Source organism: Amycolatopsis sp. QT-25 (genome assembly GCF_029369745.1).
In the GTDB taxonomy this organism is placed as follows: domain Bacteria; phylum Actinomycetota; class Actinomycetes; order Mycobacteriales; family Pseudonocardiaceae; genus Amycolatopsis.
The window spans coordinates 5,135,869-5,161,731 of record NZ_CP120210.1 but is presented as its reverse complement, the minus strand read 5'-3'; the positions used below and the strand labels follow the sequence as shown (position 1 = coordinate 5,161,731).

Annotated in this window: 15 protein-coding genes; 13 read left to right on the top strand and 2 right to left on the bottom strand. The window is 70.0% G+C overall.

The genetic code is table 11. The features are described from left to right. Positions 1-1,197, bottom strand: coding sequence for a cation:proton antiporter (locus P3102_RS23765; protein ID WP_276361877.1), 1,197 nt, complete (start codon positions 1,195-1,197; stop codon positions 1-3). Positions 1,198-1,203: 6 nt separating this feature from the next. Next, a complete protein-coding gene (locus P3102_RS23760) occupies positions 1,204-1,686 on the bottom strand; it encodes a cation:proton antiporter regulatory subunit (RefSeq protein WP_125786286.1) in 483 nt (160 codons plus the stop codon). Positions 1,687-1,934: 248 nt separating this feature from the next. Between P3102_RS23760 and P3102_RS23755 the strand changes: the two genes are divergently transcribed. The 13 genes from P3102_RS23755 (at position 1,935) to treS (ending at position 25,861) form a co-directional block, all read left to right on the top strand. Further along, complete coding sequence (locus P3102_RS23755) at positions 1,935-2,513, top strand: TetR/AcrR family transcriptional regulator (protein WP_276361874.1); 579 nt, start codon at positions 1,935-1,937, stop codon at positions 2,511-2,513. 92 nt (positions 2,514-2,605) lie between these two features. Continuing rightward, positions 2,606-3,310: a (d)CMP kinase gene (gene cmk, locus P3102_RS23750; RefSeq protein WP_276371317.1), complete on the top strand. Its 705-nt coding sequence runs from the start codon at positions 2,606-2,608 to the stop codon at positions 3,308-3,310. Further along, positions 3,307-3,999, top strand: a complete 693-nt coding sequence (locus P3102_RS23745) for a lysophospholipid acyltransferase family protein (RefSeq protein ID WP_276361873.1) — start codon at positions 3,307-3,309, stop codon at positions 3,997-3,999. The genes cmk and P3102_RS23745 overlap by 4 nt, the downstream gene beginning before the upstream one ends. Then, on the top strand, positions 3,986-5,494 hold the full coding sequence (der, locus tag P3102_RS23740; protein WP_276361871.1) for a ribosome biogenesis GTPase Der: 1,509 nt from the start codon (positions 3,986-3,988) through the stop codon (positions 5,492-5,494). Before P3102_RS23745 ends, der begins: the two co-directional genes overlap by 14 nt. A 247-nt stretch (positions 5,495-5,741) precedes the next feature. Continuing rightward, entirely contained in the window at positions 5,742-9,635 is a 3,894-nt protein-coding gene (locus tag P3102_RS23735) for a Pls/PosA family non-ribosomal peptide synthetase (protein WP_276361870.1), read from the top strand. A 21-nt stretch (positions 9,636-9,656) separates the two neighbouring features. Beyond that, on the top strand, positions 9,657-11,069 hold the full coding sequence (locus tag P3102_RS23730) for a M1 family metallopeptidase (RefSeq protein WP_276361868.1): 1,413 nt from the start codon (positions 9,657-9,659) through the stop codon (positions 11,067-11,069). 136 nt (positions 11,070-11,205) lie between these two features. Then, on the top strand, positions 11,206-13,161 hold the full coding sequence (malQ, locus tag P3102_RS23725; RefSeq protein ID WP_276361867.1) for a 4-alpha-glucanotransferase: 1,956 nt from the start codon (positions 11,206-11,208) through the stop codon (positions 13,159-13,161). Between the two features lie 80 nt (positions 13,162-13,241). After that, a complete protein-coding gene (glgX, locus tag P3102_RS23720; protein WP_276361865.1) occupies positions 13,242-15,359 on the top strand; it encodes a glycogen debranching protein GlgX in 2,118 nt (705 codons plus the stop codon). Next, positions 15,359-17,641, top strand: a complete 2,283-nt coding sequence (gene treY, locus P3102_RS23715; protein ID WP_276361864.1) for a malto-oligosyltrehalose synthase — start codon at positions 15,359-15,361, stop codon at positions 17,639-17,641. Before glgX (P3102_RS23720) ends, treY begins: the two co-directional genes overlap by 1 nt. Then, complete coding sequence (gene treZ / locus P3102_RS23710) at positions 17,638-19,353, top strand: malto-oligosyltrehalose trehalohydrolase (RefSeq protein ID WP_276361862.1); 1,716 nt, start codon at positions 17,638-17,640, stop codon at positions 19,351-19,353. Before treY ends, treZ begins: the two co-directional genes overlap by 4 nt. 71 nt (positions 19,354-19,424) lie before the next feature. Next, positions 19,425-21,560, top strand: coding sequence for a glycogen debranching protein GlgX (glgX, locus tag P3102_RS23705; protein WP_276361860.1), 2,136 nt, complete (start codon positions 19,425-19,427; stop codon positions 21,558-21,560). 449 nt (positions 21,561-22,009) lie between these two features. Beyond that, positions 22,010-23,992: a maltotransferase domain-containing protein gene (locus P3102_RS23700; RefSeq protein WP_276361858.1), complete on the top strand. Its 1,983-nt coding sequence runs from the start codon at positions 22,010-22,012 to the stop codon at positions 23,990-23,992. 60 nt (positions 23,993-24,052) lie between these two features. After that, a complete protein-coding gene (treS, locus tag P3102_RS23695) occupies positions 24,053-25,861 on the top strand; it encodes a maltose alpha-D-glucosyltransferase (protein WP_276361856.1) in 1,809 nt (602 codons plus the stop codon). Positions 25,862-25,863: the final 2 nt, after the last annotated feature.

Here is a 25,863-nt window from a genome sequence, read left to right as displayed (position 1 = left end):
TCAGCCGGTCTGGGAAGCGGGGGTCTTCGACCCGAAAGGACGGCGCTGCAGGGCGCGTGCCACCGGCTCGACGATCCGCGCGGCCGTCGGGCCGAGGATCGCCATCAGGAGTACGTACGCCGTCGCGAGGGCCGCTAGTTCGCCGGTCACCGCGCCCGCCGCCACCGCCAGTCCGGCGATGACGATCGAGAACTCTCCTCGCGCGACCAGCGCGGCTCCGGCGCGGGCCCGGCCCATCTTCCCGATGCCTTGCCGTCGCGCGGCCCACCAGCCGGTGCCGACCTTCGTGAGCGTGGTCGCGATCGCCAGGACGACGGCCCAGCCGAGCACGGGCGGGATCGACGCGGGGTTGGTGTTGAGCCCGAACACGACGAAGAACACGGCCGCGAACAGATCTCGCAGCGGTTCGAGCAGGTGCGTCGCGTTCTCCGCCGTCGAGCCCGAGATCGCGATGCCGAGCAGGAAGGCACCGACCGCGGCCGACACCTGCATCGCCGAAGCCAGGCCGGCGACCAGCAGGGCCGCGCCGAGGACCTTGAGGAGGAAGACCTCGCGGTCCGGGCTGTCCACCGCCGCGGAGACGTACCGGCCGAACTTCAGCGCGATCACCAGGACGACCGTGATCACCATCAGCGAGATCCCGACCGCCTTCATACCGCCGAGGAAGCTGACACCGCCGAGGACCGCGGTGAGGATCGGCAGGTACAGCGCCATCACCAGGTCTTCGAACACCAGGATCGACAGCACCACCGGCGTTTCCCGGTTACCGAGCCGGCCGAGGTCGCCGAGCACCTTCGCGATGATCCCGGAGGACGAGATGTAGGTGACCCCCGCCAGCACGATCGCGCCGATCGGCCCCCAGCCGAGGATGAGCGCGACGATCGCTCCCGGCGCGGCGTTGAGCACGATGTCCACGACCCCCGCCGTCCACGAGCGTTTCAGCCCGGTGAACAGCTCGGCCGCCGAGTACTCCAGGCCCAGCAGGAGCAAGAGCAGCACGACGCCGATCTCGCTGGCGAGGTGGGTGAAGTCGCCGATGTCGCCGAGTGGGATCAGGCCGCCTTGGCCGAAGCACAGGCCGCCGATCAGGTACAGCGGGATCGGGGACATCCCGATCTTCCCGGCGAGGCGGCCGAGCGCGCCCAGCCCGAAGAAGACCGCCCCGAGTTCGATCAAGGACAGTGCGGTGTGGTCCATCCGCGATCAGCCGTACTTCAAGATCTTGACGGCGGCCTCGAGACCTTCCGAGGTGCCGACCGCGACGAGGACGTCGCCCGCGGTGAGATTGAAGTCCGGCGTGGGGGAGGGGTGGACCTGCCCGGCCCGCATCACCGCGACGACCGAGACGCTCGTGCGGGTCCGCATGGCCGTGTCGCCCAGCGTCCGGCCGTCGAACGGCGACGACGCCTTGATCGGCAGTTGCTTGGTGTTGATACCGGGCAGATCCCGGTGCTCTTCGGTGAGCTGGGCGACCAGCTGGGGCGCGCCGAGCAGGTTCGCCAGCGCGCCCGCTTCGTCGGTGGTGAGCGGAAGTGAGGCCAGGCAGGCGTCGGGATCGTCCGTTTTGGACACGATCAGCTCGACGTGTCCGTCGCGATGGGTCACCACGCCCACGCGGCGGCCGTTGCGGGTGGCGAAGTCCTTGCGGACGCCTATTCCGGGGAGCGGGGTCACTTCGACGTTCACGACGTCAACAGTAACCCACTGTCCGTTTTGCTTCGGGCGGACGAGAAACGGCACCGGGAGCATCGCCCAGCCCAGTGCGCGGACATTCCGGAACGCCCTCGACCGCGAGGATCGGATCACCCTCGGACGGCGTCACCGGCAGTCCGAAACCGCCCGTCCGGGTCTGCGGAGGAACACGTGACCGCTGGATATGGCGGGGACTTCAGTGCTATCAACGCTAGCTTGCCTAGCGATGCTAGGATGTTCGGATGGTCACGAACCCCCGCCGCGAGCGGGATCGCTCGCGGCGCGAACAGCTGATCGTCACCGCCGCCCGCGAGATCGCCGAAGAGGAAGGCTGGGACGCGGTCACGACCCGGCGATTGGCGGCGAAGATCGAGTACAGCCAGCCGGTCCTCTACAGCCACTTCTCCGGCAAGGGGGCGATCATGGCGGCCGCGGCGCTCGAGGGCTGCGCCGAAATGGCCGCCCAGCTCCGGAAGGGGGCGGGCACGGCGGAGGACTCGCGCGGCGCGCTGCGGAGACTGGCCGAGAACTACTTCGACTTCGCCGACCGCGAACCCGCGCTCTACGACGCGATCTTCACCCTCGCCAGTGAGCTGGACTTCGCCGGTCCGGACAGTCCCGAGCCGGTGCAGGACGCCTTCGGTGCCCTGCTCGAAATCGTGGGCCCGGTGGCGGGTGAGCACGACCCCGGCCTCTACACCGAGACGTTCTGGGCCGCCCTGCACGGCCTGGTCACCCTCGAACGCGGCCGACGGCTCCCGGCGGACGCGCGCACGGAACGGGTCGGCATGCTCGTCGACCGGTTCGCCGTGGGCGGCTGAGGCGGGTCGTGCGCCACCAGGCAGAATGGTCGTCGATCAGATGAGCGACGAATGAGCTGAGGAGAGTTTCGGTGACGGGAGCCCTGCGTGGTGTGGTCGCGATGGACGGCCCGTCCGGAACCGGGAAATCCACGGTTTCGCGGAAGCTCGCGACCAAACTCGGCGCCGGCTACCTCGACACCGGCGCGATGTACCGCATGGTCACCCTCGCCGTCCTGCGCGCCGGGGTCGACCCGGCCGACGCGGACGCGGTTTCCGACGTCGCCCGCAAGGCCGAACTCGGCATCGGAACCAGTCCCGACGACGCGACCGTGACCCTGGCGGGAGAAGACGTCGCCGCCGAGATCCGCGGTGCGGACGTCACCACGGCGGTGTCGCCCGTTTCGGCCGTCCCCGCGGTCCGCGAACTGCTGGTCGCCCGGCAGCGCGACCTCATCACCGAGGTGCTCGGCCGGGTCGGTGGCATCGTGGTCGAAGGCCGCGACATCGGCACCGTCGTCTCGCCCGAAGCGCCGCTCAAGATCTTCCTCACCGCTTCAGCCGAGGTTCGCGCCGCGCGCCGCAGCGCGCAGGATTCCGCCGCCGGCCGCGAAACCACTCATGACGTCGCGAAGGCGGCGGTGCAACGGCGTGACCGCCTGGATTCCACACGAGCGGCTTCACCCCTGCGCGCGGCCGAAGACGCCGTCGAGGTGGACACCTCGGCGCTCAACATCGACCAGGTGATCGTCGCGCTGGCGGAACTGGCGCTGCACCGCGGTCTTCTCGAAGGCTGCCCCGCCGAGGCCGCCAGGTGAGCGCGAAGGGACTGCCCGAAGGCGCGAGCGGCCCGATCCACACCTTCGGCAGGGGGATCTCGAAGTTCGTCGTCCGGCCCGCGTTCCGCGTCCGGGTCCACGGCGCCGACCGCGTGCCGCCGTCCGGGCCGGTGGTGTTCATCGCCAACCACAGCTCGATGGTCGAACCGCAGCTGTTGTTCGGAATGTTCGCCCGGCGCACGGCGTTCCTGGTCAAGGCGGAACTCTTCCGGGGGTTCGTCGGCTGGTTCTTCCCGAAGCTGGGCCAGATCCCGGTGAAACGGGGTGCGGTGGACCGCAAACCGCTGATGACGGCGGTGAAGGTGCTCGAGGACGGCGGTGCGGTGGGGATCTTCCCCGAAGGCACCCGCGGTCTCGGTGACGCCGAAAACTTCGAGCGCGGCGCGGCCTTCCTGGTCCGCGCCGGGAACGCGACCGTGGTTCCGGTCGCCACTCGGGGGACGTACAAACCCGCCGGCGCCAAGAGGCGTTGGCGGCCACGCGTCGACATTTTGGTCGGCGAACCTTTCACTCCCGCGATCGGGAAGGGAAGGACAGGGCTGGAGGAGGGAACCGAGCGGCTTCGCGTCGCGCTCGCGGACCTCGTGAAGGCACTGGACGAATGGCGCTCGGAGCACGGGCTCCGAGACACGCGACAGGATCGAGAAGCAACGAATGTCTGGATTTGACTCCGCCTCCGCGGGGGGAAATACGTCGGCGGGACTCGACGGAGTCGGCGAAATCGACGGCTCCTGGTCCGACGAATCCGAATTCACCGCGCTCGACGCGCAGATCGCCGCGGGCGAGGCCGAGGAGGAGGCGCAGCTCGCGCAGCCGGTCCTCGCCGTCGTCGGCAGGCCGAACGTGGGCAAGTCGACCCTGGTGAACCGCATCCTCGGCCGCCGGGAGGCGGTCGTGCAGGACGTTCCCGGCGTGACCAGGGACCGCGTCGCCTACGACGCGTTCTGGGCGGGCCGCCGGTTCACCCTCGTCGACACCGGCGGCTGGGAGCCGGACGCGACCGGGCTGCAGGCCTCCGTCGCCGCGCAGGCCGAGATCGCGATGGCCACCGCGGACGCGGTACTGCTGGTCCTCGACGCCAGTGTCGGCGCGACCGCGACCGACGAGGCCGCCTCGAAGGTGCTGCGCCGCTCGAAGAAGCCGGTGCTGCTCGTCGCCAACAAGGTCGACGACGACCGCCTGCTCGCCGACACCGCGTCCCTGTGGTCACTCGGCCTCGGCGAACCGCACCCGGTCAGCGCGCTGCACGGGCGTAGCTCGGGTGACCTGCTCGACGCGATCGTCAAGGCGCTGCCGGAGATGCCGCGCGACGGCGACCGCGCCACCACCGGCCCGCGCCGCGTCGCGCTGGTCGGCAAGCCGAACGTGGGCAAATCCAGCCTGCTGAACAAGATCTCCGGTGAGGAGCGGTCCGTCGTGGACTCGGTCGCCGGTACCACCGTCGACCCGGTCGACTCGCTGGTCGAACTGGACGGCGAGACCTGGCGGTTCGTCGACACGGCGGGGCTGCGCAAGCGGGTCAACTCGGCCAACGGCGCCGAGTACTACGCGTCGCTGCGGACCAAGACCGCCATCGACGCGGCCGAGGTCGCGATCGTGCTGCTGGACGCCGCCGAGCCGCTTTCGGAGCAGGACCTGCGGGTGCTGACGATGGTCGTCGAAGCCGGGCGCGCCTGCGTGCTCGCCTTCAACAAGTGGGATCTCGTCGACGAGGACCGCCGCCACGCCATGGTCCGCGAACTGGACCGCGGCCTGGTGCGGGTGCCGTGGGCGGACAAGGTCAACATCTCCGCGCTCACCGGCCGGTCGGTGCGCAAGCTCGCGCCCGCGCTGCGGACCGCGTTGAAGTCGTGGGACCAGCGGGTACCCACCGGTCAGCTGAACGGCTGGCTGGCCGACCTCATCGCCGCGACCCCGCCGCCGGTGCGCGGCGGCAAGCAGCCGAAGGTGCTGTTCGCGACGCAGGCGGGTATCCGCCCGCCGACGCTGGTCCTGTTCACCACCGGCTTCCTCGAGGCGGGTTACCGGCGGTTCATCGAACGGAAGTTCCGTGAGCGGTTCGGATTCGAAGGCACCCCTGTCCGGGTGAATGTCCGAGTACGGGAAAAGAAACAACGGCCCAAGGTCGGCGGAAAAGCGGCAGGAAAACCGAAGACGCGCTGATTTCTCACCATGTAGGTGAATAGTTCACTGGGTGGACGCGCCGATGACCTCGGGTTTCGGTGTGTCCCCTGGTGAGCTTCGACACTCTGTCGAGACCCTTCCGAGATATGTCGCGCACCGGCGGGTAAAGTCGAAGGTCCGCTAGCGGGCGCCTCATTCGGAGAGCGAGCCCGAATGACGCACTTCGCGAAAGGTGTGTGATGGGCTTGAGCGCCCATGGTTCCGTCCTGCCCGTGGTGACCGCCCGATGACCCTCACCGCCGATTCCCGGCCCGTCGCCGAGGTCACCGTCGCTCCGCCGTCCGCGCCCGCCGCCGACCGCGCCCTGTTCTGGTCCGGCCTCGGTGCCGGTGAGCGCACCCTGGTCGACATCCTCGCCGAGACCGCCGCCCGCCATCCCCACGCGGGCGCGATCGACGACGGCGAGACCTCGCTTTCCTACCGCAAGCTCGTCGAGGAGGTCGACGCCTACGGCCGCGAGCTGACCGCCAACGGGGTCGGCGTCGGTGACCGGGTCGGCGTCCGGATCTCCTCGGGCACCGCGGAACTCTACGTCGCGATCCTCGCCATCCTGTCCGTCGGCGCCGCCTATGTGCCGGTCGACGCGGACGACCCGGACGAGCGCGCCGAACTGGTCTTCGGTGAGGCCGGCGTCGCCGCCGTCGTCAGCGATGGCGGCGCGATCACCGTGCCCGGTTCGCCCGGTGGCGTCGAAGGCGGCCCCGCGCCGACCGACGACGCCTGGATCATCTTCACCTCCGGTTCGACGGGTAAGCCGAAGGGCGTCGCCGTCTCGCACGCGTCCGCCGCGGCCTTCGTCGATGCCGAGGCCCGGCTTTTCCTCACCGAGGAGCCGATCGGCCCCGGCGACCGCGTGCTCGCCGGTTTGTCCGTCGCTTTCGACGCGTCGTGTGAAGAGATGTGGCTCGCCTGGCGCCATGGTGCCTGCCTGGTCCCGGCGCCGCGTTCGCTCGTGCGGACCGGTGTCGACCTCGGCCCGTGGCTCGTCGCGCAGGGCATCACCGTCGTCTCGACCGTGCCGACGCTGGCCGCGCTGTGGCCCGGGGACGCGCTTGAAGACGTCCGCCTGCTGATCTTCGGCGGTGAAGCCTGCCCGCCGGAGCTGGCCGAACGCGTGGCCGTCGAAGGCCGCGAAGTCTGGAACACCTACGGCCCGACGGAGGCCACCGTCGTCGCCTGCGCCGCGAAGATGACCGGCGAGGGCCCGGTCCGCATCGGCCTGCCGCTCGCCGGCTGGCAGCTCGCCGTCGTCGACGAGGCAGGCGAGCCGGTCGCGATGGGGGACACCGGTGAGCTGGTCATCGGCGGCGTCGGCCTGGCCCGCTACCTCGACCCGGAGAAGGACGCCGAGAAGTTCGCGCCGCTGCCCTCGCTGGGCTGGCGCCGCGCGTACCGCAGCGGTGACCTGGTCCGCGCCGAAGCCGAGGGGCTGCTGTTCCTCGGCAGGCTCGACGAACAGGTCAAACTCGGCGGCCGCCGGATCGAGCTCGGGGAGGTCGACGCCGCACTCCAGGCGTTGCCGGGAGTGCAGGGCGCCGCGGCCGCGGTCCGCCGCACCAAGGCGGGCAATCAGGTGCTGGTCGGATACGTCGTGCCCGCCGCGGGTGTCGAGTTCGACCACGACGAGGCCGCGACCCGGTTGCGGGAGCAGTTGCCCGCCGCGCTCGTCCCCTTGCTGGCGCTGATCGACGATCTGCCGACGCGGACCTCCGGCAAGGTCGACCGCACTGCGCTGCCCTGGCCACTGTCCACGGTGAACGCCGCCAAATCGGGGCTGTCCCCGACGGAGAGCTGGCTCGCCGAAGGCTGGGCCGAGATCCTGGGCGTTTCGGTCGACAGCCCGAAGGCCGACTTCTTCTCCAACGGCGGCGGAAGCCTGACGGCCGCGCAGCTGATCGCGCGGATCCGCACCCGGCACCCGCAGGTGTCGGTGAGCGACATCTACGCCAACCCGAAGCTCGGCGCGCTGGCCTCGCTGCTGGACGCGCTGAGCGGCGAGAAGACCGAACGCCGCGACATCGCGCCGACCCCGCGCAAGGCCGGGATCATCCAGTCGCTGCTGATGATCCCGCTGATGGGCCTGGTCGGCCTGCGCTGGACGACGATCGCCGCGACGGTGTCGAACGTGCTGTCACTGGCCGGGTTCGCCTGGGCTCCCACGCTGAGCTGGGCGTGGATCGCCGTCGCGTGGATCGCGCTGTTCAGCCCCGCGGGCCGCATCGCGATCTCGGCGACCGGGTCGCGGCTGCTGCTGCGCGGCGTCCGTCCCGGCAGCTACCCGCGGGGCGGGAGTGTCCACTTGCGACTGTGGACGGCCGAGAAGCTCGCCGAGTTCAGCGGTGCGGACAGTGTCGCGGGTGCTTCCTGGATGACGACGTACGCCAAGGCGCTCGGCGCGCGGATCGCCAAGGACGTCGACCTGCATTCGCCGCCGCCGGTCACCGGCATGCTGAAACTCGGCCGTGGTGCCGCCATCGAACCCGAGGTCGATCTGACCGGGCACTGGGTGGACGGCGACCTGGTGCACATCGGCAAGATCCGGATCGGCGCCGACGCGCGGATCGGCGCGCGCAGCACGCTGTTCCCCGGTGCGCGGATCGGCAAGGGCGCGGAGATCGCGGCCGGGTCGACCGTGCGCGGCAGTGTGCCCGCCGGACAGCGCTGGGCCGGTGCGCCCGCGGCGCGTGCCGCCAAGGACTCGCTCAAGTGGCCGTCGAGCCGCCCGCCACGTTCGCGTTCCTGGGCTTCGGTCTACGGCGTGACCTCGGTCGCTCTCGGGCTTCTGCCGGCTGTCGCCGCGCTTCCGGCGGTCGCGGTGCTCGGCTACGCGATCACGGGGACGGCTTCGCTGGGTGCCGCGCTCGGCCAGGCGCTGCTGTTCACCCCGCTCGCGACCATCGCGTACTTCGTGAGCTACGCCCTGCTCGTGCTCGCCGGCGTCCGTTCGCTGAGCATCGGCATGGTCGAGGGTTACCACCCCGTGCACGGCCGCGTCGCTTGGCAGGTCTGGGCGACCGAACGGCTGATGGGCATGGCGCGGGAAGGGCTGTTCCCCCTGTACGCCAGTCTGTTCACCCCGGTGTGGCTGCGGATGCTCGGCGCGAAGGTGGGCCGCAACGTCGAGGCGTCCACCGTGCTCGCGCTGCCGAAGATGACCCAGGTGGACAGTGGCGCGTTCCTCGCGGACGACACCTTGGTCGCCACCTACGAACTCGGTCACGGCTGGCTGCACGTCGCGCCGGCGCGGATCGGCAAGCAGGCGTTCCTCGGCAACTCGGGGATGGCCGCGCCGGGACGTTCGGTGCCGAAACGCGGCCTCGTCGGCGTGCTGTCGTCGGCTCCGCTCAAGGCGAAGAAGGGCTCCTCGTACCTCGGGATGCCGCCGCTGCCGGTCCGCCGGTCGGTCGGGGCGGCCGACACGAGCCGCACGTACACGCCGCCGCTGCGGCTGAAGGCGGCGCGGGCGCTCGTCGAACTGTGCCGCCTCGTGCCGGTGATGTGCGGCGTCGCGCTGACCGTGCTGGTGACCGCCGGGATCTTCGCGCTGGCCGGTGCGTACGGCTTCCTGGTCGCGGTGTTGCTCGGCGGGCCGCTGCTGCTCGCCGCCGGTGCCGTCGCCGCGCTGACCGCCACCGCGATGAAATGGCTGCTCGTCGGCCGGTTCCGCGCCGTCGATCATCCGTTGTGGAGCTCGTTCGTCTGGCGCAACGAACTCGCCGACACCTTCGTCGAGGCGCTCGCGGTGCCGTGGCTGATCGGTTCGCTGGGCGGCACACCGCTGCTTCCGGCGTGGCTGCGGACCATGGGCGTCGAGATCGGCCGCGGGGTGTGGCTGGAGACCTACTGGTTGCCCGAGTCGGACCTGGTGAGCCTGGGTGACGGCGCGACGATCAACCGTGGCTGCGTCGTGCAGACCCATCTGTTCCACGACCGGATCATGACGATGTCGCCGGTGACCCTGGACGAGGGAGCGACGCTCGGACCGCACGGTATCGTGCTGCCTGGTGCGAGCATCGGCGCGCGGACGACCGTCGGACCGGGCTCACTGGTGACCCGGGGCGACGCGGTTCCCGCCGACTCGCGCTGGCTGGGCAATCCCATCTCGGCCTGGACGAAGTAGGGAAGCGGGGTTCTTTCGCGGGTGATTTCGAAGGCCTCCGCGCAGCCCTCGCCCGGCTCGGACATTTCCGGCGACTCCTATCTGCCCCGGCACGGCAACGGTGGTTACCGTGTCCGGCACTACGATCTGGAACTCGACTACAAGATCGGTCCCAACCGGCTGGCGGGCTTCGCGGCCATCACCGCGGAGGCGACGCAGGCGCTGTCGCGGCTCACACTCGACTTCGGCGAGTTCCGGATCAGTCGCGTGCTGGTCAACGGGAAACCGGCCAAGTACACGCGGCGTGCGCACAAGCTGTACGTGAAGCCCGCGAAGTCGTTGGCCGCCGGAAGCGAGTTCCGGGTCGAGATTCAGTACGTCGGCAACCCCCGGCCGCTTCCCGGCTTGTGGGGCGACATCGGCTGGGACGAACTGACCGACGGCTCGATCGTCGCGAGCCAGCCGGTCGGGGCGCCGTCGTGGTTCCCGTGCAACGACCACCCCTCGGACAAGGCGACCTATCGCGTCTCGCTGACGACGTCGTCGCCTTATCTCGTGGCGGTCACCGGGAACTTGGTGGCGCGACACGAGCGCGCCAGCACCACGAAGTGGGTCTTCGAACGGCCAGAGCCGACGGCGACGTACCTGATGAGTGTCCAAATAGGACGGTACGACGACGTCGAACTCGTCTCCGGTCCCCAGCCCGGCTGGTTCTCGCAACCCGCCGTCGAGGCGTTCCGGATCAACCTCGACGGCGGCTCCGTGGTCACCTCGGTCCCGCAACGGGCCGCCGTACCGCCGCGCCTGCGCCGGGCGTTCGCGCGTGATTTCGGGCGGCAGGGGCGGATCATGGACTCGCTGCAGCGATTGTTCGGGCCGTACCCCTTCGGCGAGTACGTCGTCGTCGTCACCGACGACGACCTCGACGACCCGATCGAGGCGCAGGGTATGTCGATCTTCGGCGCCAACCACGTCGACGGGCGGCGCACCCATGAACGGCTCGTCGTGCACGAGCTGGCGCATCAGTGGTTCGGCAACAGCCTGACCGTCGCCGACTGGCGGCACATCTGGCTGAACGAGGGCTTCGCGACCTATGCGGAATGGCTCTGGTCCGAGGAATCCGGCGGGCAGAGCGCGCACGACTCGGCGAAGACCTGGCACGCGCGGATGGAGGCGAAGCCCGCGGATCTGCGTCTTTCCGATCCCGGGGTGGCGCGGATGTTCGACGAGCGGGTGTACAAACGCGGCGGCCTTCTGTTGCACGCCTTGCGTTGTACCGTCGGTGACGCGGTGTTCTTCCCGCTGGTGAAGGCTTGGACGGTGGAGAACCGGCATGGTCTGGTCACCACCGCGGCCTTCGTCGCGCTGGCCGAACGGTGCACCGGTCGTTCGCTGGACGCCTTCTTCTCACGGTGGCTTCACGAACCCGCGATGCCTCCTCTTCCGGTTCCCTGAGACCGGCTCCCGGCGAGGCTTCCGCGGGCGGGTCTCCGAGTCTCGGCACTGCCCACCCAGGGCGACTCGGGCGCTGCGCGGAGTGACTTCGCTCGCGCAGATGGCGCGATCACCTTCGCACCGTGATGCTTGTCCAGTGGCCCGAGACGAAACCCGCCCCCTTGCCCGGCTCGCCGACGCCTACGGCATAGCCACCCGCTACGAAAATTCCGACCATGAGTGGGTCGAGGTGGCCGACGATGTCGTCGTCGCCGTTCTCGCCCAGTTCGACGTGGACGCCTCCGGGGAGGCCGCCGTCGAGCGGGCCCTCGCCGCTGTCGAAGCCGCCAGGGCCGCGACGGCGCTGCCGCCGACGATCGTCGTGCGGGAGGGCGCCGCTCACCCGCTCGGCGTGGCCGCCGAGGTCGTGCTGGAGGACGGTGCCCGGCGCCGGGTCGAAGACGAACTGCCGGCGGATCTGCCGCTCGGCTGGCACCGCGTCGTCACGGCCGACCAGGAGGTCGTGCTGGCGGTGGTGCCGGCCAAACTGCCTGAAGCCCCGCCGGCCTGGGGCTGGATGCTGCAGCTCTACGCCCTGCACTCGGCCGACTCGTGGGGGATCGGTGACTACGCAGACCTGGCCGAGTTCGCCGGGCGTTCGGCCCGCGAGCTCGGTACCGGTGTGCTGCTGGTCAATCCCGTCCAGGCGATCAGCCCGGCGCATCCCGTGGAACGCTCGCCGTACTCCCCGGCCAGCCGTCGCTTCGCCAATCCGATCTACCTGCGCGTCACCGCCACCGAGACGTTCGAGCGGGCCGACCCCGCCACGCGGGAAGCCGTCCTGTCGCTCGCCCCGGATCGTGACGGCGATCTCATCGACTACGACGCCGTCTGGACGGCCAAACGGGCGGCGCTGGAACTGCTGTGGCCGCACCGTGTCGAAGAGTTGCCCGACACTTCCGGCCTCCGTGACTTCGCCACGTTCTGCGCACTGGCCGAGCGGCACGGCGCGGACTGGCGCGACTGGCCGGAGGAACTGCGTGACCCGGCGAGCCCCGCCGTCACGCGGGCGCGCGAAGAACTCGCTGACCGGATCGGCTTCCACGGCTGGCTGCAACACCTCTGCCACGTCCAGTTGGGCGCCGCCCGGCGAGCGGCACGCGAGGCGGGCATGCCCGCCGGGATCGTGCACGACCTCCCGGTCGGGGTGCACCCCGGCGGCGCGGACACCTGGGCGCAGCGGGAGGTCTTCGCCGCCGAGGCACGCGTCGGCGCCCCGCCGGACGCGTTCAACCAGCAGGGCCAGGACTGGAACCTGCCGCCGTGGCGGCCGGACAAGCTCGCCGAAGCCGGCTACGCGCCGCTCCGGGACGTCATCCGCGGGGTACTGCGGCACGGTGACGGCATCCGCGTCGACCACGTCGCCGGATTGTGGCGGCTGTGGTGGATTCCGCCGGGCGAGCCCGCGCACCGCGGCACCTACGTCTCCTACGACGCCGAAGCGATGATCGGTGTGGTCGCGCTGGAGGCGTGGCGGGCGGGCGCGGTGGTCGTCGGCGAGGACCTCGGCACGGTCGAGGAGGTCGTCACCGAGACCATGCACGAGCGCGGGGTGCTCAGCTCGGCCGTGCTGTGGTTCCAACGCGACTACGACGCGCCGGGACAGCCGTTCGTGCCGCCCGCCGAATGGGATCCGGAGGCGATGGCCAGCATCTCCACCCACGACCTGCCGACGGTCGCCGGGTGGCTGGCCGATGAGCACGTCCGGGTCCGCGCCGAGCTCGGCCTGCTGGACCGCGGCGTGGACGCCGAGTACGAGGCGGCGGCCGCCGAGCGGGCCGCGCTCCGGGAACTTCTTGCCCGGCAAGGGATCGAGGACGAAGATCCCGTTGTGGCCTTACACGTCCTCCTGGCCTCGGCGGCGTGCCGGCTGGTGCTGACCTCGCCCGCCGACGTCACCGGCCAGGTGCGTCAGCCGAACCTGCCCGGCACGATCGACCAGTACCCTAATTGGCGGATCCGCCTTCCCGTCAGCGTCGACGGCTTCTTCACCACGGAGAGCGTGCGCGCCGCGGTGGCCCCGCTGCGCGCGGCCCGGCCGCTGTCCCGGTGACGGACTCCGTCACGCAATCCCCAGTAGAGCGTCCGCTCACCGCGGACGTTCCCGGCACGAACCAGTTCGAGGAGACCTCAGTGCGGCCTTGGCCCGGAACGCCCTACCCGCTCGGCGCCACCTACGACGGAGTGGGGACGAACTTCGCCCTGTTCTCCGAGGTGGCCGAGCGCGTCGAACTCTGCCTGTTCGATGACGACGGCACCGAGACGAGGTACCCCCTCGACGAGGTGGACGGGTTCGTCCACCACGGCTACCTGCTCAACATCGGTCCCGGGCAGCGCTACGGATACCGGGTGCACGGCCCGTACGACCCGGCCCGCGGCCTGCGCTGCAACCCGGCCAAGCTGCTCATCGACCCGTATGCCAAAGCCGTTTCGCACGGGGTGAAGTGGGACGAGTCGCTGTTCAGCTACCAGTTCGACCAGCCGGAGGAGCGCAACGACGACGATTCCGCCGGCCACGTGCCCTACTCGCTGGTGACCAACCCCTTCTTCGACTGGGGCAACGACCGGCCGCCGAAGCGCCCGTACAACGAGACGGTGGTCTACGAGGCACATGTCAAGGGCATGACCATCAAGCACCCGGACGTACCCGAGTCGCTGCGGGGCACCTACGCCGGACTCGCGCATCCGGCGGTCATCGACCACTTGCGGGATCTCGGGGTCACGGCCGTGGAGCTGCTGCCGGTGCACCAGTTCGTCACCGACCACGTCCTGGCGCAGAAGGGCTTGACGAACTACTGGGGCTACAACACCATCGGCTACTTCGCCCCGCACGACGCCTACGCGGCGATGCCCGGGGAGGGGGGCCAGGTCCAGGAGTTCAAGGGCATGGTCAAGGCCCTGCACGAGGCCGGGATCGAAGTCATCCTCGACGTGGTTTACAACCACACCGCCGAGGGAAACCACCTCGGGCCGACCTTGTCGATGCGGGGCATCGACAACGAGGCCTACTACCGGCTGGTCGAGGGGGAGCCCGAGTACTACATGGACTACACGGGCACCGGCAACTCGCTGAACGTGCGCAACCCGCACACGCTGCAGCTGATCATGGACTCGCTGCGGTACTGGGTGACCGAGATGCACGTCGACGGCTTCCGCTTCGACCTGGCCTCCGCGCTGGCGCGCGAGTTCTACGACGTCGACCGGTTGTCCGCGTTCTTCGACCTGGTGCAGCAGGACCCGATCGTCAGCCAGGTCAAGCTGATCGCCGAGCCGTGGGATGTCGGGCCCGGCGGGTACCAGGTCGGCAACTTCCCTCCACTGTGGACGGAGTGGAACGGGCAGTACCGGGACACCGTCCGCGACTTCTGGCGCGGTGAGCCCGCCACCCTCGGGGAGTTCGCGTCCCGGATCACCGGTTCGTCCGATCTGTACCAGGACGACGGCCGCCGTCCCTTCGCCTCGATCAACTTCGTCACCGCGCACGACGGCTTCACGTTGCGAGACCTGGTGTCCTACAACGAAAAGCACAATGAGGCCAACGGCGAGGACGGCCGCGACGGCGCCGACGACAACCGCTCGTGGAACTGCGGCGTCGAGGGCGAGACCGACGACGCCGAGGTGCTGGGACTCCGGCTGCGCCAGCAACGGAACATGCTGGCCACGATGCTGCTGTCCCAGGGCGTGCCGATGATCCTGCACGGCGACGAGTTCGGCCGCACCCAGCAGGGCAACAACAACGTCTACTGCCAGGACTCGGAACTGTCCTGGGTCGACTGGGACGCGGCCGCCGGCAACGCGGACCTGACGCGCTTCACCGCCGGGCTGACCGCTTTCCGCGCCCAGCACCCGGTGTTCCGGCGCCGCCGGTTCTTCCAGGGCCGCCCGGTCGGCAAGGGCGACAAGCTCGGCGACATCGCCTGGTTCACCCCGGCGGGGGCCAAGATGACCGAGCAGAACTGGGACGACGGCTTCGGCAAGGCCGTCGTGGTCTTCCTCAACGGCGACGCGATCCCGGATCTCGACCAGCGCGGGATGAAGGTCACGGACGACTCCTTCCTGCTCGCCTTCAACGCCCACTACGAAGACATCGACGCCACCCTGCCCGGCGACGGCTACGGCCGGGGGTGGACCGTCGTCGTCGACACCGCCACGGGCGAGGTCGAGCCCGCCGACCGCGAGCCGATCGCCGGTGGCGGCGAATTCACCCTCCCGGCGCGATCCCTGATCGTGCTCCAGCGAACGGAGTCCTGATGGCGGTGCCCGCCTCCACCTACCGTGTCCAGCTGCGCCCGGAGTTCACCTTCGCCGAGGCCGCCGGGCTGGTGGAGTATCTCCGGGACCTGGGCATCGGTGCGCTCTACGCGTCGCCGGTGCTGGACGCGGCGCCGGGGTCGACCCACGGCTACGACGTGGTCGACACGACCAGGGCCCGGCCCGCGCTCGGCGGGGAGGACGCTCGCCGGGAGCTGGCCGAGGTGCTCAAGCGGAGCGGTCTCGGCCTGGTCGTCGACATCGTGCCGAACCACATGTCCGTCGAAGTGCCGAAGGTCAACCGGTGGTGGTGGGACGTACTGCGCCACGGCCGGGACTCGGAGTTCGCCGGATTCTTCGACGTCGACTGGGACCGCGGCCCGCTGGTGCTGCCGGTGCTCGGCGACGACGACGCGGTGGCCGAGCTGACCGTCGAGGACGACGAACTCGTCTACTACGACCACCGGTTCCCGATCGCGCCCGGTACCGGGGACGGCACGCCGAGGGAGGTGCACGAGCGCCAGCACTACCGGCTGGTGGGCTGGCGCCGCGGCAACGCCGAGCTGACCTACCGGCGGTTCTTCGACATCACCACGCTGGCCGCGGTCCGGGTCGAGGATCCGAAGGTGTTCGCCGAAACACACGGCGAAGTACTGCGCTGGGTCGCCGACGGCGACGTCACCGGTCTGCGCGTCGACCATCCGGACGGGCTGGCGGATCCGGGCGGCTACTTCCAGCGGTTGCGGGAGAACGCCCCGGAGGCCTGGATCGTGGCGGAGAAGATCCTGCACCCGGGGGAGCCGCTGCCGCAGAGCTGGCCGGTCGACGGCACCACCGGCTACGACGCGCTGCGTGAGATCGCCGGGGTGTTCCTCGATCCGGCCGCGGAACCGACGTTCACCGCGCTGGCGGCCGAATTCGGCGTCGAAACCGGCTACCACGCCGTGGAGACCGAGGCGCGGCGGCTGGTCACCGACCGCATCCTGGTCGCCGAGGTGCGCCGGATCGCGGCGCTGCTGCGCGGCGTGGACGCGGACGCCGCCCGCGCGGCCGTCGCCGAAGTCATGGTCGCCTTCCCCGTCTACCGCTCTTATCTGCCCGAAGGCGAGGCGCATTGGGCGGCCGCGATCGCCGCCGCCCGCCGGAACCGGCCCGATCTCGAAGCCGCGCTCGACGCGCTCGACACGCAGGTGCGTGCCGAGCCGGACGGCGAGCTGGCCACCCGGCTCCAGCAGACCTCCGGCATGGTCGTGGCGAAGGGCACCGAGGACACGACGTTCTACCGCTACACCCGCTTCGCCGCGCTCAACGAGGTCGGCGGCAATCCGGACCGTTTCGGACTGGACGTCGAGGAGTTCCACCGGCTCGCGGCCTCGCGTGAGGCCGGGCATCCGGCCGCGATGACGACGCTGACCACGCACGACACCAAGCGCTCCGAGGACACCCGTGCCCGGATGGCCGTGCTGGCGGAGGTGCCCGGCGAGTTCGCCGACGCGGTCCGCCGGTGGAGCGCGCGGCGCGGGATCGACGAGCCGTCGCTGAATCTGCTCGCCTGGCAGACCCTGGTCGCCACCTGGCCGATCGAGCCGGACCGGCTGCGGGACTATCTGGACAAGGCGGCGAAGGAGGCGAAGCTCCGCACCAGCTGGACCGACCATGACGAGGAGTTCGAGGCCGACGTCGCAGCCTGGCCCGAGGACGTCCTCGGCGACGCCGAGCTGGCCGCGGACGTCGAAGCCTTCGTCGGCCGCATCACCGGCCCCGGCTGGTCGAACTCGCTCGGGCAGAAACTGGTCCAGCTGACCGCTCCCGGCGTCCCGGACGTGTACCAGGGCACCGAGCTGTGGGACTTCTCACTGGTCGACCCGGACAACCGGCGCCCGGTCGACTACGGCGCCCGTCGCGCCATCCTGGCCCGGATCGCCGAGGGCGAACAGCCCCCCGTCGACGCATCAGGTGCCGCGAAGCTCCTGATCACGCACAAGGCGTTGCGCCTGCGCCGCGACCGGCCCGCTCTGTTCGCCGGTTACCGGCCGCTGCGGGCGGAGGGCAGCGCCGCGGCGCACGTGCTGGCCTACACCCGGTCGGCCGATCTGGTGGTCGCGGTGACCCGGCTGCCGGTCGGCCTCGACGCCGGCGGCGGCTGGGGCGACACCGTGCTGCCCCTGGCCGACGGCAGGTGGACCGACGTGGTGACCGGTCGTGAGCTTGGCACCCGGCCGCAACTGTCCGAACTGTTCGACCGTTACGCGGTCGCGTTGCTGGTACGAGGAGACGCATGAGGTTCAGCGTGTGGGCCCCCGAGGCACACCGGGTGCGGGTCCGGGTCGACGCCGGGGTGCACGAGATGACCGCCGGTGACGGCGGCTGGTGGCACGCCGACGCGGAGGGGGTCACCTACTCCTTCCTGCTCGACGACGACGACGTGCCGCTGCCGGACCCGCGGTCGCGGTGGCAGCCGCACGGCGTGCACGAGGCGTCGCGTGTCTACGACCACGGCGAGTTCGCCTGGACCGACGACGCCTGGACCGGGCGGCAGCTACCCGGTGGTGTGCTCTACGAACTGCACGTCGGCACCTTCACCGCGGGTGGCACCTTCGACGCGGCGATCGAGCGGCTCGACCACCTCGTCGAGCTCGGCGTCACCCACGTCGAGCTGTTGCCGGTCAACTCCTTCGACGGCACCGCGGGCTGGGGTTACGACGGGGTGCTCTGGGGCGCGGTCCACGAGCCCTACGGCGGGCCGGACGGGCTCAAGCGGTTCGTCGACGCCGCCCACGCCCGCGGGCTGGCCGTCGTCCTCGACGTCGTCTACAACCACCTCGGTCCCTCGGGTGCCTACCTCGACCGGTTCGGGCCGTACTTCGCCGGGCAGAACGACTGGGGTCCGGGGCTCAACCTCGACGGCCCCGGCTCCGACGAGGTCCGCCGGTACGTCATCGACAACGCGCTGGGCTGGTTTCGCGACTTCCACCTCGACGCCCTGCGCCTGGACGCGGTGCACGCGCTGGCCGATCGGCGGGCCACCCACCTGCTCGAAGAACTCGCCACCGAGACCGACGCGCTGTCGGCGGTGCTCGGCAGGCCGCTGACCCTGATCGCCGAATCGGACCTCAACGACCCGAAGCTGGTGACCTCGCGGGAACGCGGGGGCTACGGATTGCACGCCCAGTGGTCCGACGACCTGCACCACGCCCTGCACGTCAAGCTCACCGGTGAGACGTCCGGCTACTACGCCGACTTCGCGGCCCCGGACGCACTGGAACGGGTGCTGCGCGAGGTGTTCTTCCACGCCGGCACCTGGTCGTCGTTCCGCGAACGCACCCACGGCCGCCCGGTCGACACCGCGGTCGTCCCGGGGCACCGGTTCCTCGGCTACCTCCAGAACCACGACCAGATCGGCAACCGCGCGACCGGTGACCGGCTCTCGGCGACGGTGGCGCCGGGCCGCCTCGCCTGTGGCGCGGCGCTGTTGTTCTGCTCACCCTACACCCCGATGGTGTTCATGGGGGAGGAGTGGGCCGCGAGCACACCGTGGCAGTTCTTCGCCTCCTTCCCCGACCCGGAACTCGCCGAGGCCGTGCGCACGGGACGGCGGCGGGAGTTCTCTCGTCACGGCTGGGGCGAGGCCGAGGTGCCCGACCCGATGGACCCCGCCACGGTGGAGCGCTCACGGCTGGACTGGACCGAAGTGGACCGTGCGGGACACCGGGAGATGCTGGAGCTCTACCGGAACCTGATCCGGTTGCGCCGTGAGCGGCCCGAGCTGGCCGATCCTCGGGTGGCGGGCCTGCGCGTGGAGACCGCCCCCGACCGGTCATGGCTCGTACTGCACCGCGGTGGGCTCCGGCTGGCGTGCAATTTCGGCCCGGCCGAGGCACGGATCCCGCTCGGGGCCACCGCCACCCTGCTCGCCTGGGGAACGGCCACCGTGGACGGTCACGAGGCCCGGCTGCCGCCGGAGACCTTCGTCCTGGCGGAAACGACACCCTGACGGCGGTTGCCGGAGGAAACATCCTCTGGCAGGAGCGGAAGACAGCGGTCCGGATCTGCGATCATCGGGCCATGGCCACACGACCTTCCGTTGATCACGTCCTCGCCGGCCGCCCGTTTCCGCTCGGGGCCCACGCCGAGGCGGGCGGTGTCCGGTTCGCGATCACCTCCGCGGTCGCCGACTTCGTCGAGCTCTGCCTCATCGACACCGACGGGTCCGAACGGCGGATCGCGCTGACCGAGCGGACTTTCGGCGTCTGGCACGGGCTCGTCCCCGGCGTCACCCCGGGGCAACGCTACGGCTACCGCGTCCACGGGCCCTATGAACCGGCCCGCGGTCTGCGGTGCAACCCGAACAAGCTGCTGGTGGACCCCTACGCGCGGCAGATCACCGGCGCGCTCACCGACCTGCGTGCCGCCCGGGGTTTCACGGGCGACCCCGATCGCGGCCGGATGTCCACTGTGGACTCTTTGGGCAGCGTGCCGCTTTCGGTCGTCACCTCCCCCGGCGGGCCGGACACCGGCACCAAGCCGGAGGTGCCGTTCGAGGAAGCGGTGATCTACGAGCTGCACGTCAAGGGCTTCACCGAGCAGCACCCGTTCATTCCCGAGTCGCTGCGCGGCACCTACCTCGGGCTGGCCCACCCGGTCGCCATCGAGTATCTGACCCGCCTCGGCGTCACCTCGGTGGAGCTCTTGCCGGTGCACTGGTTCCAGGACGAGCCGGCGCTGATCCGCAACGGACGGCACAACTACTGGGGCTACTCGCCGTTGGGGTATTTCGCCCCGCACGCGGCGTACGCGAGCGAGCCCGGCCGCGAGATCGAAGAGTTCCGGCTGATGGTGGCGGCCCTGCACGCGGCCGGCATCGAGGTGATCATCGACGTGGTGTTCAACCACACCGCCGAGGGCGGGCCGGACGGTCCGACGCTGAGCTTCCGGGGACTGGACGCCCCCGCCTACTACCTGCACACCGACCGCGGTCACCTGGCCGACATCACCGGTTGTGGCAACACCCTCGAGGCCGCGTCGCCGACCGTGGTGCGGCTGGTGACCGACTCACTGCGATATTGGACACAGGAGATGGGCGTCGACGGCTTCCGCTTCGACCTGGCCAGCACGCTCGGCAGGCCGCACGGGGGGAAGTTCGACCGCGACTCGACCCTGCTGACCGCGATCACGACCGATCCGGTGCTTTCGCGGTGCAAGCTCATCGCCGAGCCGTGGGACGCGACGGGGGACGGCTATCGCGTCGGCGACTTCGGCGCCCAATGGGCGGAGTGGAACGGCCGCTACCGCGACACCGTCCGCGACTTCTGGCGTGGCGCGACGGGGGTGCGTGATCTCGCTTACCGGCTCTCGGGTTCGTCGGACCTCTACGACCACAATCTTCGCCGTCCGTGGCAGTCGATCAACTTCATCACCGCGCACGACGGCTTCACGCTGCGCGATCTGGTGTCCTACAACGAAAAGCACAACGACGCCAACGGTGAGGACAACCGCGACGGCACGAACGACAACCGCTCGTGGAACCACGGCGTCGAGGGTGACACGGCCGATCAGGAGGTCCGTGCGCTCCGGGCCCGTCAGGCCCGCAACCTGTTCGCGACGTTGCTGCTGTCCACGGGCACCCCGATGTTCACGGCGGGTGACGAGTTCTGGCGCACCCAGCATGGCAACAACAACGCCTACTGCCTGGACGACGAGACGTCGTGGTTCGACTGGACCCCCGACGGGCGAGCCGACGAGGCGACGGCGATGCTGGCGTTCGCCCGGCGGGTCATCCGCCTGCGGGCGGCGAGCCCGGCCCTGCGCCAACCGGAGTTCTTCGAAGGCCGCACCACACCGACGGGCAAACCGGACCTGATCTGGTTCCGCCCGGACGGCGAGGAGTTCGACGAGGCCGACTGGTTCGAGGACCGCCGCACCCTGGGCATGTGGATCGACGGCTCGAACAGCCAGGCCCGCAACCGTGAAGGCGAGCTGGTCCCGGACCATTCGTGGCTGCTGTGGCTGCACGCGGGCGCGGAGCCGGTGAAGGTGATCCTCCCCGGCCCGGAGTACGGAAAGACGTTCAAGGCGTCCCTGGACACGAGTTCGGCGGACGGCTCTCCGGCCGGCTTCGGTGTCCTGGAGGCGAAGAGCAGGATCACCCTCCCGGCAAGGTCGCTGCTGTTGCTGAGGGCGCCGAGGACAGGCAGCTCCTGAGGTGAGGCTCGGGGGGCGTGGTGAGTGGCGAGGACGGCCGGCACGGGCTCATCACGGGTGAAGCCGACGCGAAGGCCTCCTTGCCCACCCGGACGGTGGCGAACTCGTCCTTTGCTCCCGACATGGCGACGGTCGCGGGGTCGCGGGGTCCCCGCTTTCCCGGCCCGACCGGGCCGAAGACGTCCTGCGCCGGCCAGTTCCGTTCGCGAACACGCCGCCGATGACCGCCCCTCGCAGCCGTCCTCACCACGGTTTCGCCTGGCAGGTGTCGTGCCCCTCGGACGATCGACCCGCCCGGTGACCACGAGGGAACATCTCCTGTGACAGAAGAGTTTCGCCGCGCTCGATTTGGGTATCCCGAAAGAGGACCCTGGCGTCAGGGGCCTTGATCGACTCGGGCAGGCTGTGCCTGTCTTCGTCCACCCCCGACACCTTGAGGGGCGTTGCCCATGACCGGCCGGCTCGGCATCGACGACGTCTCCCCCTGCGTGAGTTGCGGCCGGTATCCGGCCAAAGCCGTTGTGGGAGAGCACATTCCTGTCACCGCGACGGTTTGGCGGGAGGGACACGACGCCGTGGCCGCCACCGTCGCCTGGCGCGGACCGGGCGACCGGCTGACCCGGCAGACCCGGATGGCTCCGCGCGGCGCCGACCACCCCGACGGCTTCGCGGCCGTGATCGTGCCCGACGCCCGGGGTCTGTGGACCTACCGCGTCGACGCCTGGAGCGATCCGTGGGCGACGTGGACGCACGCGGTCGAGGTGAAGGTCGCCGCCGGCCAGGGGCCCGACGATCTGGCCAACGACCTCGAGGCCGGTGCCCGGCTACTCGAACGCCTCTCCCGTCGTCCGGACCGGCGCGCCGAACGGTCGCTGCTGACCGGCGCCGTGACAGCGCTGCGGGACACCGAGCGCGCCCTGCTCGAACGGATCGGGCCCGCGCTCTCGCCCGAGGTGCGGCTGCTGATGCACGAGTTCCCCGTGCGTGAGCTGGTCACCAAGGGCAAGGCCATGAAGCTGTGGGTCGACCGTGAACGCGCCGCCTACGGCGCCTGGTACGAGTTCTTCCCGCGTTCCACCGGAGGTGTGGACGAGCGCGGCAATCCGGTGCACGGCACCTTCACCACCGCCACGGCCGAGCTCGACCGCGTCGCGCGGATGGGCTTCGACGTCGTCTACCTGCCGCCGATCCACCCCATCGGGCGGGTGAACCGCAAGGGCCCCAACAACACCCTCGACGCGGGCCCCGACGACGTCGGCTCGCCGTGGGCGATCGGCGCCGACGAAGGCGGGCACGACGCGGTCCACCCGGAGCTGGGCACGCTGGAGGACTTCGACGCCTTCGTCGCCCGCGCCGGCGAGCTCGGCCTGGAGGTCGCTCTCGACCTCGCGCTGCAGGCCGCACCCGACCACCCTTGGGTGCTCAAGCACCCGGAGTTCTTCACCACCCGCCCGGACGGTTCGATCGCCTATGCGGAGAACCCCCCGAAGAAGTACCAAGACATCTACCCGATCAACTTCGACAACGACCCGAAGGCGATCTACGAAGAGGTGTTGCGGGTCGTCCTGCACTGGGTCGACCACGGGGTGCGGATCTTCCGCGTCGACAACCCGCACACCAAGCCACCGGACTTCTGGGCCTGGCTGATCCAGTCGGTGAAGGAGGTCGACCCGGACGTCGTGTTCCTGGCCGAGGCGTTCACCCGCCCGGCGCGGCTGTGGGGCCTGGCGCGGCTGGGATTCACCCAGAGCTACACCTACTTCACCTGGCGGACGGGCAAGCAGGAGCTCATCGACTTCGGCGTCGACCTGTGGCAGCACTGGGACGAGGGCAGGCCGAACCTGTTCGTCAACACCCCGGACATCCTTCACGAGTCGTTGCAGCGCGGTGGCCCTGGCATGTTCGCCTTGCGGGCGGCCTTGGCGGCGACGCTGTCGCCGACTTGGGGCGTCTACTCGGGCTACGAATTGTTCGAGCACCTTCCGGTCCGCGAGGGCAGCGAAGAGTACTTGGACTCGGAGAAGTACCAGCTGCGTCCGCGCGATTTCGAAGGCGCGCTCGCCGAGGGGCGATCCCTGGAGCCGTGGCTGACCAAGCTGAACGTCATCCGCCGTGCCCACCCGGCGCTGCGGCAGATGCGCACGCTGTACTTCCACCACATCGACAACGACGCCCTGCTGGCCTACTCCAAACAGGACCCGGCCACCGGCGACACCGTGGTCACCGTCGTCACGCTCGATCCGTACATGGCCCAAGAAGGCACGCTCCACTTCGACATGGACGCCCTCGGCTTCGAGCCGCACGACCGGCTGATCGCGCAGGACGAAGTCACCGGTGACACCTGGGACTGGGGCCAGGCCAACTTCGTCCGGCTCGAACCCTGGCGTGCGGTGGCTCACGTCGTGGCGCTCAGGCGCCGCTTGGCCACTTGAACATTCGGTACCCCCGACTGATTTTGCGGATCGACGGACTTGCGGATACGAGGTGGAGCTATGGCGGAAGAGGCCGGGCCCGATGTGGCGCTGGGGCTGGAGGACGTGCCGCATACTGGTGAGGCGATGACCGCCGACGGCATGCTGGTGGAACCGCAAGCCGACGACTTCCGGGCGGCGCAACAGGCGCCGTCGGACCCGGAATGGTTCAAGGGCGCGGTGTTCTACGAGGTGCTGGTGCGCGCGTTCGCCGACTCGAACGGGGACGGCACCGGCGACCTGCGCGGGCTGGCCGAGCGGCTGGACTACTTGGCCTGGCTGGGCGTCGACTGCCTCTGGCTGCCGCCGTTCTACGCCTCACCGCTGCGCGACGGTGGCTACGACATCAGCGATTTCCGCGCGGTGCTGCCGGAATTCGGCACCGTCGAGGACTTCGTGTTCCTGCTCAACGAGGCCCACCGCCGCGGCATCCGGGTGATCACCGACCTGGTGCTCAACCACACTTCGGACGCGCATCCCTGGTTCCAGCAATCCCACAGCGACCCCGATGGTCCGTACGGTGACTACTACGTCTGGAGCGACGACGACTCCCGCTACGCCGACGCGCGGATCATCTTCGTCGACACCGAGACGTCGAACTGGACCTACGACCCGGTGCGCGGCCAGTTCTACTGGCACCGGTTCTTCTCCCACCAGCCCGACTTGAACTACGAGAACCCGGACGTGCAGGAAGCGATGATCGACGTCCTGCGCTTCTGGCTCGACCTGGGCATCGACGGATTTCGGCTCGACGCGGTGCCGTATCTGTTCGAACAAGAGGGCACCAACTGCGAGAACCTGCCGCGCACGCACGAGTTCCTCCGGCGCTGCCGGAAGGTCGTCGACGACGAGTACCCCGGGCGGATCCTGCTGGCGGAGGCCAACCAGTGGCCTTCGGACGTCGTCGAGTACTTCGGCGACCCCGAGGTCGGCGGCGACGAGTGCCATATGGCGTTCCACTTCCCGCTGATGCCGCGGATCTTCATGGCCGTGCGCCGTGAGTCGCGGTTCCCGATCTCCGAGATCCTCGCCCAGACCCCGGAGATCCCCAGCGGCACGCAGTGGGGGATCTTCCTGCGCAACCACGACGAGCTGACCCTCGAGATGGTCACCGACGACGAGCGCGACTACATGTACGCGGAGTACGCCAAGGACCCGCGGATGAAGGCCAACATCGGCATCCGCCGCAGGCTGGCCCCGCTGCTGGACAACGACCGCAACCAGCAGGAGTTGTTCACCGCGATGCTGCTTTCCCTCCCGGGCTCGCCCGTTCTGTACTACGGTGACGAGATCGGCATGGGAGACAACATCTGGCTCGGCGACCGCGACGCGGTGCGCACACCCATGCAGTGGACGCCGGACCGCAACGCCGGGTTCTCCTCCTGCGACCCGGGCCGGATCTACCTGCCGGTGATCATGGACCCGGTCTACGGCTACCAGGGACTCAACGTCGAGGCGCAGTCGAACAACGCCTCTTCGCTGCTCAACTGGACCCGGCGGATGATCGAGGTGCGCAAACAGCACCACGCCTTCGCCGCGGGCGAGTTCCTGGACCTCGGCGGGTCCAACCCCAGTGTGCTGGCCTACAAGCGGCACTGGAAACGGCCGGACGGCGGTGAGGACGTGGTGCTCTGCGTCAACAACCTCTCCCGCTTCCCGCAGCCGGTGGAACTGGACCTCGCGGCGCACCGCGGGGCCACGCCGGTGGAGCTGACCGGCGGCGTGCAGTTCCCGAGCATCGGCGAGCTGCCTTATCTGCTGACCTTGCCCGGACATGGCTTCTACTGGTTCCAATTGCAGAACCCGGCAGAAGCAGGCGAAACGAGGTGAGA

Excerpts from the sequence above, each read along its gene's own strand:
- P3102_RS23765 (WP_276361877.1), bottom strand. The coding sequence starts at position 1,197 with ATGGACCACACCGCACTGTCCTTGATCGAACTCGGGGCGGTCTTCTTC.
- P3102_RS23755 (WP_276361874.1), top strand. The coding sequence starts at position 1,935 with ATGGTCACGAACCCCCGCCGCGAGCGGGATCGCTCGCGGCGCGAACAG.
- der (WP_276361871.1), top strand. The coding sequence starts at position 3,986 with ATGTCTGGATTTGACTCCGCCTCCGCGGGGGGAAATACGTCGGCGGGA.
- P3102_RS23735 (WP_276361870.1), top strand. The coding sequence starts at position 5,742 with ATGACCCTCACCGCCGATTCCCGGCCCGTCGCCGAGGTCACCGTCGCT.
- treY (WP_276361864.1), top strand. The coding sequence starts at position 15,359 with ATGGCGGTGCCCGCCTCCACCTACCGTGTCCAGCTGCGCCCGGAGTTC.
- treZ (WP_276361862.1), top strand. The coding sequence starts at position 17,638 with ATGAGGTTCAGCGTGTGGGCCCCCGAGGCACACCGGGTGCGGGTCCGG.
- glgX (WP_276361860.1), top strand. The coding sequence starts at position 19,425 with ATGGCCACACGACCTTCCGTTGATCACGTCCTCGCCGGCCGCCCGTTT.
- P3102_RS23700 (WP_276361858.1), top strand. The coding sequence starts at position 22,010 with ATGACCGGCCGGCTCGGCATCGACGACGTCTCCCCCTGCGTGAGTTGC.
- treS (WP_276361856.1), top strand. The coding sequence starts at position 24,053 with ATGGCGGAAGAGGCCGGGCCCGATGTGGCGCTGGGGCTGGAGGACGTG.